Origin of the sequence: Marinomonas sp. (assembly GCF_039940335.1) — a bacterium.
Taxonomy (GTDB): domain Bacteria; phylum Pseudomonadota; class Gammaproteobacteria; order Pseudomonadales; family Marinomonadaceae; genus Marinomonas.
The window spans coordinates 139,558-151,612 of the sequence record NZ_JBDVGW010000010.1 but is presented as its reverse complement, the minus strand read 5'-3'; the positions used below and the strand labels follow the sequence as shown (position 1 = coordinate 151,612).

At 42.3% G+C, this 12,055-nt stretch carries 12 protein-coding genes and 1 tRNA gene; 7 read left to right on the top strand and 6 right to left on the bottom strand.

The genetic code is table 11. The features are described from left to right. Nucleotides 1–23: 23 nt before the first annotated feature. Nucleotides 24–108: transfer RNA gene (locus ABJF92_RS06845), tRNA-Leu, on the bottom strand. Nucleotides 109–289: 181 nt separating this feature from the next. Between ABJF92_RS06845 and ABJF92_RS06840 the strand changes: the two genes are divergently transcribed. The 5 genes from ABJF92_RS06840 to ABJF92_RS06820 all read left to right on the top strand — a co-directional run bounded on the left by ABJF92_RS06840 (nucleotide 290) and on the right by ABJF92_RS06820 (nucleotide 6,262). Beyond that, nucleotides 290–1,021, top strand: a complete 732-nt coding sequence (locus tag ABJF92_RS06840; protein ID WP_446815062.1) for a DUF599 domain-containing protein — start codon at nucleotides 290–292, stop codon at nucleotides 1,019–1,021. Beyond that, nucleotides 1,011–1,721: an O-methyltransferase gene (locus ABJF92_RS06835; protein ID WP_446815061.1), complete on the top strand. Its 711-nt coding sequence runs from the start codon at nucleotides 1,011–1,013 to the stop codon at nucleotides 1,719–1,721. Before ABJF92_RS06840 ends, ABJF92_RS06835 begins: the two co-directional genes overlap by 11 nt. Nucleotides 1,722–1,868: 147 nt before the next feature. Beyond that, on the top strand, nucleotides 1,869–3,797 hold the full coding sequence (gene htpG, locus ABJF92_RS06830; protein ID WP_446815060.1) for a molecular chaperone HtpG: 1,929 nt from the start codon (nucleotides 1,869–1,871) through the stop codon (nucleotides 3,795–3,797). A gap of 605 nt (nucleotides 3,798–4,402) precedes the next feature. After that, the gene (locus ABJF92_RS06825) at nucleotides 4,403–4,612 is read left to right on the top strand and encodes a hypothetical protein (RefSeq protein WP_446815059.1); all 210 of its coding nucleotides are present in this window, start codon (nucleotides 4,403–4,405) and stop codon (nucleotides 4,610–4,612) included. Between the two features lie 333 nt (nucleotides 4,613–4,945). Next, nucleotides 4,946–6,262, top strand: a complete 1,317-nt coding sequence (locus ABJF92_RS06820; RefSeq protein WP_446815058.1) for a hypothetical protein — start codon at nucleotides 4,946–4,948, stop codon at nucleotides 6,260–6,262. 223 nt (nucleotides 6,263–6,485) lie between these two features. Here the strand turns inward: ABJF92_RS06820 and ABJF92_RS06815 are convergent, their stop codons facing one another. The 3 genes from ABJF92_RS06815 to ABJF92_RS06805 are packed head-to-tail and all read right to left on the bottom strand — an operon-like array spanning nucleotide 6,486 to nucleotide 8,584. Further along, nucleotides 6,486–6,689 (bottom strand): DUF1289 domain-containing protein, encoded by a 204-nt coding sequence (locus tag ABJF92_RS06815; protein WP_446815057.1) that lies wholly within the window; start codon nucleotides 6,687–6,689, stop codon nucleotides 6,486–6,488. Then, nucleotides 6,683–7,198 (bottom strand): hypothetical protein, encoded by a 516-nt coding sequence (locus ABJF92_RS06810; RefSeq protein ID WP_446815056.1) that lies wholly within the window; start codon nucleotides 7,196–7,198, stop codon nucleotides 6,683–6,685. Before ABJF92_RS06810 ends, ABJF92_RS06815 begins: the two co-directional genes overlap by 7 nt. A gap of 36 nt (nucleotides 7,199–7,234) precedes the next feature. Then, nucleotides 7,235–8,584 (bottom strand): CobW family GTP-binding protein, encoded by a 1,350-nt coding sequence (locus ABJF92_RS06805; protein ID WP_446815055.1) that lies wholly within the window; start codon nucleotides 8,582–8,584, stop codon nucleotides 7,235–7,237. A gap of 167 nt (nucleotides 8,585–8,751) precedes the next feature. Between ABJF92_RS06805 and ABJF92_RS06800 the strand changes: the two genes are divergently transcribed. Together ABJF92_RS06800 and ABJF92_RS06795 are read left to right on the top strand one after the other, a co-directional pair. Further along, entirely contained in the window at nucleotides 8,752–9,027 is a 276-nt protein-coding gene (locus ABJF92_RS06800) for a hypothetical protein (protein WP_446815054.1), read from the top strand. 137 nt (nucleotides 9,028–9,164) lie between these two features. Continuing rightward, nucleotides 9,165–9,995: a DNA ligase gene (locus tag ABJF92_RS06795; protein ID WP_446815053.1), complete on the top strand. Its 831-nt coding sequence runs from the start codon at nucleotides 9,165–9,167 to the stop codon at nucleotides 9,993–9,995. Nucleotides 9,996–10,001: 6 nt separating this feature from the next. Here ABJF92_RS06795 and ABJF92_RS06790 read toward each other — a convergent pair whose 3' ends face one another. Continuing rightward, nucleotides 10,002–10,877: a TraB/GumN family protein gene (locus ABJF92_RS06790; RefSeq protein ID WP_446815052.1), complete on the bottom strand. Its 876-nt coding sequence runs from the start codon at nucleotides 10,875–10,877 to the stop codon at nucleotides 10,002–10,004. Nucleotides 10,878–11,098: 221 nt separating this feature from the next. Next, nucleotides 11,099–11,911: an exodeoxyribonuclease III gene (gene xthA, locus ABJF92_RS06785; RefSeq protein ID WP_446815051.1), complete on the bottom strand. Its 813-nt coding sequence runs from the start codon at nucleotides 11,909–11,911 to the stop codon at nucleotides 11,099–11,101. Nucleotides 11,912–12,055: the final 144 nt, after the last annotated feature.

The following is a 12,055-nucleotide window of genomic DNA, read 5'->3' as shown; positions in this document are numbered from 1 at the left end:
AGAAATAGTACAAGAGATTTAAGTGGTGCGGATGGAGAGACTCGAACTCTCACGCCGTGAAGCACTGGAACCTAAATCCAGCGTGTCTACCAATTCCACCACATCCGCATGTCGTGTTGACGGCGAGTGATATTACGGATTTATTGCGCTGATGCAAGCTTTTATTTTAAAAAAGCCTGCTTATTTTTAAGGATGACGTAGTGATTTTTTAGCCGTAAAGCAAGGACAAAAAACCAGAAAAATGCTCTAATTAGGTTTCCTTAATGATCGCTTAAAAATTGAGTAAATCATGGCTAATCACTCGTTCTTTTTGTTAATAAACCCCGTGGATTTGGCAACCCTGTTTGTCTTTTTTGCTTGTTGGTGGGGCTATGCCATATACGCCCAATATAATGCAAAAAGAAAATCCTGCTTGGTGAGCGTATTGCACCAATTTCGTTTGGCTTGGATGTCTCGTTTATTAAGACGCGACAACCGAATCGCCGATGCGTCGGTGATGGCAAACTTAGAGCGTAGTAGCCTGTTCTTCGCCTCCAGTAGCTTGTTGATTATTGCGGGTTTGTTTACCGCGTTTAACTATTCCGAGAAAGCGCTCGGCATTATTTCAGATTTTTATTTGATGGCTCCGATTAGCCCCCAAGAGTGGGAGCTTAAAATCATCGTGTTAGTGGTGATCTTCTCGTATGCGTTTTTTACTTTCACTTGGTCGGTCAGGCAGTACAATTTCTGTTCGGTGTTGGTAGGCAGTGCACCCTTGGCCACCGAGCGTGGTGTGGAAGAGAGTGAGCGAGAGCTTTATGCCAATCACATGGCGCAGATTTGTAGCCTAGCAGCGAATCAGTTTAACTATGGTTTGCGAGCCTATTATTTTGCCATGGCCTTTTGTGGTTGGTTCCTAGGGCCATATTTTTTCATGGCGGCCAGTGTAACTGTTGTCGCAGTGCTTTATCGCCGTGAATTTAGATCAAAAACCTTTAAAACCCTTAGCCGAGGTCTGGTTATAAAATCTCATGCTTCCTAATTTTCCCAAAGCTGTTTGTGATGAAAACAAACCGGTCAATCGCACCATTAAAGTCGATGACCGCATGTATGATTACCTGATTAATAACTCGGTACGTGAGGCGGACATTTTAACGGCATTGCGCCGTGAGACCGCTCAATACCACATGGCTAGAATGCAGCTATCGCCAGAAGTGGGACAGTTGTTGGCCTTCCTTATACAACTTCAAGGGGCTAAAAAGTTGCTTGAGGTGGGTGTTTTTACCGGCTACAGCACCTTGTCTATGGCGTTGGCCATGCCCAAAGATGCCAAGCTGGTGGCCATAGAGAAAAAGCAAATGTGGCTCGATATCGCCAAGCGCTATCTGCAAGAAGCTGGGGTTGCGGATCAGGTAGAAACTCATTGCGATAAGGCTTTGCCTGTTTTAGAAGCGATGCTTGATACTGATTCGAATAGTTTTGATTTTATTTTCATTGATGCGGATAAACAAAACCTACTGGCCTACTATCAGCTGGGTAAGCAATTGCTGCGAGAGGGTGGCTGTATGGTCATCGACAACACTTTATGGTGGGGGAATGTGGCGGATGAGTCGTTCGATGATAAAGATACTCGCATTGTTCGTGAACTCAATGAAATGATTCACCAAGACCAAGAGGTGACGCTTTCTTTAATTCCTATTGGTGATGGCCTGACCCTAGTACGCAAATCTCACTCTTCTTAAGCTATCTTCTCCCTCATTTTAAATAACCCTAAATTTATTAGGTATTAGCCTCTTGAAATTACAACAAGAGGCTTTATCTATGTTGCATGTGTTTAGTACCCCTTTGTTTTAGGCAAAGGTTCATTCAAATTAGGAGAAAGCAAAAACATGGCAACTGATACTCAAAAAGAAACGTTAGGGTTTCAAACGGAAGTAAAACAACTGCTTCATTTGATGATCCATTCTTTGTATTCCAACAAAGAAATCTTTCTAAGAGAGCTTATCTCTAATGCCTCCGATGCAGTAGACAAGCTTCGCTTTGAGTCCGTCGCTAACTCTGATTTGTTGTCTGATGACCCGAATCTACGAGTGCGTGTTGAATTTGATAAAGAGGCCAACACCGTCATCATCGATGATAATGGTATTGGTATGAGCCGTGAAGAGGCCATTACTAACCTTGGTACCATTGCTAAGTCTGGTACTTCTGCCTTCCTTGAGCAGCTAAGTGGCGATCAGAAAAAAGACAGTCAGCTAATCGGTCAATTTGGTGTTGGTTTTTACTCAGCTTTTATCGTCGCGGATACCGTTTCTGTGGAAACGCGTCGTGCTGGCGCTGCAACGGACGAAGCGGTTCGTTGGGTATCTGACGGTTCTGGCGAATTTACCATCGAGACGATTGAAAAAGCCACTCGCGGTACTCGTATTACCTTGCACTTGAAGTCTGATGAAGCCGACTTTGCAGACAATTACCGTCTACGCTCTTTGGTTACTAAATACTCAGATCACCTTTCCATTCCGGTTGAAATGGAAAAGGTTGTTTACCCTGAGATGGATGAAGAGGGTAACCCTAAGCCAGTTGAAGAGAACTTAGTACCAGAATTCGAAGCGGTTAACTCTGCAAAAGCGTTATGGACGCGTCCACGTAACGAAGTAACAGACGAAGAATACCAAGAATTTTACAAGCACGTTTCTCACGACTACCAAGCGCCATTAAAATGGTCTCATAACAAGGTAGAAGGCAAGCTTGAGTACACTAGTTTGTTGTACATTCCTTCTAAAGCGCCACATGATTTGTGGAACCGTGAGATGCAACGTGGCCTTAAGCTTTACGTACAACGTGTATTCATCATGGATGAAGCGGAAGCTTTCTTGCCTCCGTACATGCGTTTCGTGAAAGGTGTAGTGGATTCTAATGATCTGTCTTTGAACGTCTCTCGTGAGATTCTACAGAACGACAGTGCTGTGGATTCAATGCGCGCTGCTTTGACGAAACGTGTATTGGACATGTTGTCTAAAATGGCGAAAAACGATGCTGAAGCTTACCAGTCTTTCTGGGATGAATTCGGTAGCGTTCTAAAAGAAGGCCCAGCCGATGACATGGGTAACAAAGATAAGATCTCTGCTTTGTTACGCTTTAGTACTACGCATACAGATAAAGTTGAGCAAACGGTTTCTTTAGCAGACTACGTGTCTCGTATGGCTGAAGGTCAGGATAAGATCTACTACATCTACGCTGAAAACCACAACACGGCGAAAAACAGCCCGCATCTAGAAATCTTGCGTAAGAAAGGTTTCGAAGTCTTGTTGCTAAGTGATCGTATCGACGAGTGGATGATGTCTTCTCTACAAGAGTTTGATGGTAAGTCTTTCCAAGACGTGACCAAAGGCAAACTGGACCTTGCAGAAGAAGAAAACGAAGAAGCGAAGAAAGAGAAAGAAGAAAAAGCTGAACAGCTTAAGCCTCTATTAGACCGCATGAAAACCGTGTTGGAAGAGAAGGTGGCGGGTGTTAACACCACAGACCGTCTAACCAATTCTCCTGCTTGCCTAGTGGTCGGTGAGTACGACATGGGTCTGCAAATGCGTCGTTTGCTAGAGCAGGCTGGACAAAGCTTGCCTGAGTCTAAGCCAACATTGGAAGTAAACCCTGATCACCCAATCGTAGCGAAAATGGATGCGGAAGCAGACGAAGAGCGTTTCTCTGATATGGCATGGTTGTTGTTCGAACAAGCTACCTTGTCTGAAGGTGGACAGCTTGAAGACCCAGCGACCTTCGTAAGCCGCATGAACAAACTTATCGTGCAACTTAGCAAATAACGCAAGCGTTACGCGCTAGCGAGCAATCACCGAAAGCCCATACTCACATGAGTATGGGCTTTCCTGCTTAACAAGACACCACTAAAGCTTTAAAAATGCCTGTTCTACCAAATTCTGCCACCATTTGAAAATGGCATTCCTCCTCGAAACTATCGCCTACCTCGTTGGGATGCCATCTTTCAAATACCCTAACATGCGTGTCTTCTTTTCTCTGAACCTTTAAAAATGCCTGTCCTACCCAATTCTGCCACCATTTGAAAATGGCATTCCTCCTCGAAACTATCGCCTACCTCGTTGGGATGCCATCTTTCAAATACCTAACATGCGTGTCTTCTTTTCTCTGAATCCTTAAAAATGCCTGTCCTATCAAATTCTGCCGCCATTTGAAAATGGCATTCCTCCTCGTAACTATCGCCTAGCTCGTTGAAATGCCATCTTTCAAATACCTAACATGCGTGTCTTCTTTTCTGGTTAGAGTTAAATTACGCCCCTTGCCGAGCACACCTTCGTGCCCCTTTTGCGTAGCGGTATGGTAATGGTTTCTCAAGACTCTTTACTATGTATAATAATGGTTCTTATTAATTGTGTTGTTTGTTGGAGGGTACATGGAGCTTAATGTTTACATAATTTGCGGGCGTGGTGAAAAGGGTGACAAATTTCAGCTTGGTCAAGTGTTTAATGAAGCCGGTCACTACTTTCAAGGTGAGTACGACCCAACAACCCAGTACAGCAATATGGACGAATTGCAGGAAGTGTTAGCCAACATGGTAAAGGTAGAGAAAGAAGCGCTAAAGATTAACAGGATTAACCTTTAGTTGGTTTGGAAAAGTGAAAGGGCGATGTAAGTATGCCTGCGCCAGTATTACTGCATCTTTGTTTTCGACTAGCCTGAAAAATAGTCGCGATTGTGTGTGCTTTAGTTGGTCGTTACACAAAAAGTTTTTTAGTATCAATCAATCAGATTTTCCAGTGTCGAAATATTTCGTTGCAGGTAAAAGGAATTATGAGTGTGCTCGTTTTGCCAGTTTTTGATTTTTGAATGGCTTTGAAAATGCTGAAAACTCGGCTGCCAATTAAAATATTCAAATGGTTTTAAACATGTATGCACGCTATTAAATTATTAACTGTCATTTATAGTAAAGGTGTGCATGAAAGAATTTGAATTGGAATCATTGGCTGAAAGAATTCACTTTGGAAAAACTAAGAGTTATTTCTCTGAAGTCATAAGTTCATATCAAAACAAATGTTACCGATCTTCAGTTGTGATGCTATGGTCGGTGTCGATTTGCGATCTGGTTTATAAACTTCAAGTTTTAGTAGACCAATATGACGATAAAGTGGCAAAAAGCATTTTAGACAATATAAAAAGCTCCCAACAAGCAGATCCGAAGTCTGCTAGTTGGGAGCTTCAAATATTGGATGATGTTCTCAATAAAACTAATCTGATTGATAGTTCTGAATATGAGAACTTGCGCTATTTACAAAAGCAACGCCACTTATCTGCACACCCTGTATTGAAAGAAAATCTCGAACTCTATACTCCAAATAAAGAGACTGTAAGGTCTTTAATTAGAAATACTTTGGAAGGGGTTTTGATAAAGCCACCTTTCTACACACAAAAAGTGACTCAAGAGTTTCTAGAAGACTTAGATGAAGCAAAAGACGCATTAAATTCTTTTAAAAAGTTAAAGAAGTATATTGAAAGCCGTTATTTGGAAAGACTTTCACCAGATTTAGAAATGGCACTTTTTAAGACACTTTGGAAGTTAACTTTTAAAGTCGATGATGAAAAATGTGCTGAGAACAGGTTTGTTAACTTAAAAGCCATGCGTGTAATCGCCGACAGAAATAAAGGGTTACTTACAACCACAGTAGCTAGTGAACCTGATTACTTCAATAATATATCTCCAAGTGGAACACCAATTGAAGCGTTAACTTTCTTTTTATCTCTGTACCCTGAAGTTTATCTAGTCCTAGCCGAAGATTCTAAATTGAAAATTCAACATGGGGTTGAAACTACAGATGTTGGTAAAACCTGTGGTTGGTTCATAAATGGCGATCTTGAAAATCATTTTGAAAACATAGTTAAGTGGATTGAGGGTGATGAACACCCTAAATTTGCTGACAATCAATGGGAATATCTTTTAGACCTATCAGATTCTGATGAGTGGGAGCAATGCTATTGTAAAATGGTTGCTTCTTATTATTGTGCTAGCAGGAGCTTTGACACTGCAGACTTAAGGTTCTCGCAAGTGATTTTACCTAATTTGAAGCTCTTCAATGTTGCTAGTGCGATTTATCTACTTGAAAAGATAGAACCAAATAACCAAGTTTGGGCGCGGGGTAGAGCATACAGAGATCACCCTAAGGTACGTAGCCATTTTGATAAGGTGCTAGGGGTTGATTTTGACTACAGCCCTTACCGGAGATTTGACGAGTCTTCAAAAGAAGAAGCCGATGAATAGTTAGTTGTTAAAAAGTTACTCAAAAGGACGCAAAATGCTTGGCTTGTGTTTCTTCGAGATAATAGGGGAGAAGCATAAGGATAATTGAGGTCAGAATAAAATTAGCCCCCTTCCTATTAATCCTTCTGGGTGCGATAACATTATTTGTCGAAAGCTATATTGATAGGGCAGGGACAAGCTCAAATGAAACGAGGAAGAAAAAGCGAGATACTGAGTTTTAATTTTACTCAGACCCTAAAATGCTCTGCTGTTTTTTTATTTGGTTCATGCGTTTTTGCAGCTCCTTTTCTATTTTGTTTTTGTCATAAGGCTTCATTTTTTGCCATTGGTTGCACTCTAGGCGAGTACGAGCGCAACCCAAGCACCAGCCTTTCGGCCCAGAGAAATCACAAAGGTCGATGCAGGGACTTTTCTGGCGCTTTACCATTCTGGCTCAACCTTCACTTCGTCAAGTGTTTGCTCAATACTGTCTGCCAGTTGGCGCAGTCGATTCAGTTCTTCAAAGATACGTTGTTCTAGGTTTTTGAAGTTAAGCGGCATGATGCGTTCGCAGATGTGATAACCCTTACCGATGGTTTGGTAGCCTTTCCAGCTTTTTATGCGACCGCTTTCTAATTCAAGAAATTTTTCAATAAACTCTGGTTGTGAAGGGCAGTCTTCTTCGGCGTGCATGCAGATAGGAAACGACTTTTGTTTGATTTGTGGTGCTTCAATGAAGGTTTCGAAATGAACGCCGCCTTGGTTGTGGTTGTGCCAGTTTGTTTTGTAGAGTTGCAGGTAAGGGCCACGGTTGTATATTTCCCAATCGTCGTCAAACCAGCTGGCGTTTCTTAATAGTTTTTCGAGATTACGGAAAATATTTTTTATATCTTTCATAGAATTAAAGTCGTATTGGTCATTTGAGGTGGAGAGAGCATTGAGTGGTTTTACGTTCACCCAATGCTCTATTTTATATTACTAAGGGCGGAAATGTTATTTATACAAACATCTTTCCAATGAGCCGCGTATGTAGTCTTCATCAAGGTTTTTGCCAATAAAGATCATGCGGTTGGTGGGTGTTTCATCTCCCCAAGGTTTTCCAAGTTGTCCACCAAATAGCATGTGAACGCCTTGGTACACAATTCGATGCTCTTCGTCATGAATAGCAAGTACGCCTTTCATACGATACACATCGACGCCTTTTTCTTGTAGAAACATTCCCATCCAAGCATTGAGGATGTCACCGTCAAATCTGCCTGCTAACTCGATAGAAATCGAGGAAACCGCATCGTTATGTTCATGTTCGGCATTAAAATAGTGATCTACCACAGGGAAGTACTCAGCGTTGTCTTTGTCTAAAAGCGCTAACTCAAACTCTTCTGGCGTGTGTTGAGAGAATACGGCAATCTCTTGATCCGAGGCCAGTTCTAATTGAAATTCATAGTAATCTTGGCCTTCAAGTTGTAGACGGTAGCAGTGATTCCTTACGCTTAGTGTTTGCCCATGCGAAATAGGCTCGCCAGATTCGGAGAATGCCACAAAGATAGTTTCTGCCAAATCTAATACAGTCGTTTCCGCTGTATGTTTAACGTCTGAGATCAGAAATGCCATGTCTGGATCTGGGCCGTTGGCCATCTTAAAGCGGTATTTACCAGCAGGCAGTTGCCATATTCCACCCCATTCAAATGGGTATTCTGGCTCTAAGAAGTTGGGTTTCATGTCCATGGCGCGCTGAATGTTGAATCCACCAATGTCCAGTAATTCGGCAATCGGTGCATCAGCCATGGTTGCAGAATAGAACCCCGCCATTTGGTTCATGCCTTTTAGGCGATTTTTCAGGCTGAGCATGTCATCTTCTGCGACTAAGTCGGCTTTGTTTAATATGATGTGATCAGCGAAGGCCACTTGGGCCATGACTTCATCTGTACTTTCGTCTAGGTGAGTGCTGACGTGCTTGGCGTCTACTAGAGTGATGATGCCATCTAGTTCATATTGTTCGCTGATCGAAGGATCTACAAAAAAAGTTTGTGCCACAGGGCCAGGATCTGCCATGCCAGTAGTTTCTAGAATGACGCGATCGAATTTGTCTTTGCGTTCTGCTAATTCATTTAAAATACGAATGAGGTCGCCGCGTACCGTGCAACAAATGCAGCCGTTATTCATCTCGAATATTTCTTCGTCAGCATTGATGACCAGATCTTGATCTATGCCGATTTCACCAAACTCATTTTCAATGACCGCAATGCGCAGGCCGTGATCTTCAGACAGTATGCGGTTCAGCAAAGTGGTCTTGCCACTACCAAGAAAACCAGTGAGTACGGTAACGGGGGTGGGGTTAGACATATTGCTCTCCGAAGGTATAAAAACAAAAGTAATGTTATATCATAACGTATTTTATGTGGAGATAAATGGTGTAAATTGGGAGTAGAGTAAAATTAGCCCCTTTTCTAGCAATCCTTCATAGCAGTGCTAATCTTTTCTTGTGGAAATGTATGACATAAGGAGCCTCTATGCCACGTCGTCCAAGACTATCTATTCCCGGTTATGCTGAGCATTTAATTCAAAGAGGTCATAACCGCCAACCTATTTTTGCCTGTAATGAAGATATAAAGGCTTATGCTCATTGGCTTAGAGAATACGCAGGTATGGACTTCCCAGACTTTACTTGTCATTGGGCAGAACAAAAGAATAGCTGTGCAGTATTTATCGAGCATGGTTTCAGTATAAAATGGGTAATCAGCTATTCGAAAATATTCGTTTCAGTGCAAATAAAGGCTTGGCGTTAGGAAATGACAAGTTTAAAGCGCAAGTAGAGGCATTGACAGAGCAGAGACAAGCGCACATGGAGCGAGGAAGGAAGAAAAGGAGAGAGTGAGTTTTAATTTTACTCTGACCCCAATTAAAACATTCAAAGGAGTGAATGATGATGTTACGCATGTGTGCCTGTATTTTAACTATGGCTTTCTCGGCTGTGTTGTATGGTCAATACCCGGTTGCGTTAGCAAAGGTGTACGATGACAAGGTGGTCGTTAGCGATTATCTTGTCAGTGAAAAGTACGATGGTATTCGAGCAATATGGACAGGTTCGGAGCTACTGACAAGAACGGGTAAAACCATCCATGCGCCAGCTTGGTTTACCAAAGGGTTACCCAATCTCTGGTTAGACGGTGAGTTATGGTCAAAACGCCAAGACTTTGCTTTTATTCAATCCACCGTATCTAAACAAACACCCGTTGATCAAGAATGGCGAAAGCTTCACTACATGGTGTTTGATGCGCCAGACAAGAATCGAACTTTTACGTTTGAACAAAGAGTCAGTCGTTATACCCGTATCCTCCAGCAAGCTAATCTTTCTCATGTGATTCCGGTAGAGCAATTTACTGTCACAGACAAAGCCACGTTATTTAAATTGCTTGATGAATACGTTGCAAAGGGTGCGGAAGGCTTAATGCTGCATTTAAAAACCGCGCAATTCAGTCAGGGACGTAGTGATCATCTGCTTAAATTAAAGCCCTATATGGATGCGGAAGCGATTGTCCTTGATGTGTTGCCAGGCAAAGGCAAGTACGAAGGGCAAATGGGGTCTTTATTGGTGGAGTTGCCTTCCGGCATTAGGTTCAAAATTGGCACAGGCTTTAGTGATAAAGAGCGTTTGTCCCCACCATCCATTGGGAGCAGGGTAACTTTTCGTTATCACGGTTTTACCAATAATGGGGTCCCAAGGTTCGCTAGCTTTTTGCGAGTTCGACCCTAGCGACCATTATTGGGCTGTCAGTTCACTTAATTGTTCTATCTGATAGCCCTGCTGTGCTAGTTGTTTTAGTAAACCGTCTTCACCCGCCATATGGGAAACACCCACTAAGATAAATTCCGTTTTGTCATCTTTTAGCATTTTCAGGATTTGGGGTAGCCAATTCTGGTTTCGAGTGACATATAAGCCTTGATGAATTTGCCGAAAATCTTTCTTTAGGTCAACGAGTGTGTAATCGGCGAGACGTTCCATATTTCCCTCACGCCAAGCACTATGAACGGCCCCCAAACTTTCTGGCATAGCTTCGATATCAAATAAGGTGTAAAGAATCAATTTGTCCGGATCTTCATCTCCTAAGCTGGCCAATGTCTCTAATTGAGATTGAGGGGACTCTAACCATTGAACTTTTTTATTATCCAGCATGGCTTGTTGATGGTAGTAATTATCCACGCCTGTGGTGTTAAAGCCCATGGATTCCAGTTCAAACATACTGATGGAAACACTGACTAAGGCGGCCTTATAGTACTGGAATGTCATGGGGTTAATGTTTTTCTGGGTAAAATATTCAAGTAGCTTTTGATACGTACCTGGACTTAACTGTTGCGATAACGGAATGTCAGATCTAAAAATTTGGCCGATTTTTTGCTGAAATTGAGCGCTATTAAGTACGCTCATATCTGTTTCAAAAAAAATGGTATCGGCGGCTTGGTAAGCCTGTTCATATTCACTCGGTAGTGGGTAGTCCTCTTGAGCCAGTAAGTGAAGTGTGCCCCCCAAATACAAAGTATGTTCCCCAGATGAAACTTTCCATACCGAAGCGCTGTTGGCTAATGCGGTGAAACTGGCCAAGCATGTGATAATCATCAGCAGGGAAAGTTTGTTCATTTTAGGTGCTCTAATAGAGTAATAAGGTGCGAAATATTGTTGGTATTTCCAAAAGGCTTGTCAGTATGTTTTAGGATGACATTAATGGAAATGGAAGTCATCCACATAGTCTGTGGATAAATCTGGGGGTATGCGTAAATAATAGTGGTTCACATCAGTAACAGCGGCCTTTGTAAAAATAGTGCAAAAATTGATCAAAAAAGGCCGCTACTAAATAGTGCTTAATCGAGTTTGAAACTTGTCCAAATTGGCGCGTGATCAGATGGCTTTTCTAAGCCTCTAAGTTCGTAGTCCACGTCACTATCTTCCAAGTATGGCGTTAAGCCATTTGAAGACATAATGACGTCGATGCGTAGCCCGCGTTTAGGGGTATCATCAAAACCTTTGGAGCGGTAATCAAACCAGCTAAAACGGTCATTTTTCTCTGGTTTTAATTGACGGTAGGTATCTGTAAGTCCCCAGTCGCATAAGATTTTGAACCATTCGCGCTCTTCTGGTAGGAAACTACACTTGCCTGTTTTCAACCAGCGCTTAGCGTTTTGCGGGCCAATGCCAATGTCTAAATCTGTGGGAGAGATATTAATGTCTCCCATCACTATGATTTTTTCATCGGCGGTATGATTCGTCAGATATTCCATAAGATCTGCGTAAAACTTTCGTTTCGCTGGAAACTTAGTTTCGTGGTCACGGCTTTCTCCTTGTGGGAAGTAGCCATTCAATACTTTTACTGGTCCTTGTGGGGTATCAAAGGTGGCAATGATCATTCGACGTTGGGCGTCTTCTTCATCTCCCGGGAACCCATACTCAACACTAGTCGCTTCTTGTTTACTAAAAATGGCTACTCCGTAGTGAGATTTCTGGCCGTAATAGTAGGCGTGGTAACCCACTGACTCAGGGATTTCATGGGGGAAGGCATCATCGTGCACTTTAATTTCTTGTAGGCCAATGACGTCTGGAGAGTGCTTTTCAACCAATGCTTCTATCTGGTGAGGGCGAGCGCGTAAGCCATTGATATTGAATGAGACAAATTTCATAGTAAGAATTCCTAAAGTGTTTCTGTAATCATACCTTGGTGTTATAAGGGCATAAAGTTTTTGCCAAAAAAGTCCGTGATGGTTTGCCATAGAGCCATTATTTTAAAGGCTAATGCCTCGGCGGAGGTTTAGCTTTATGGTTAA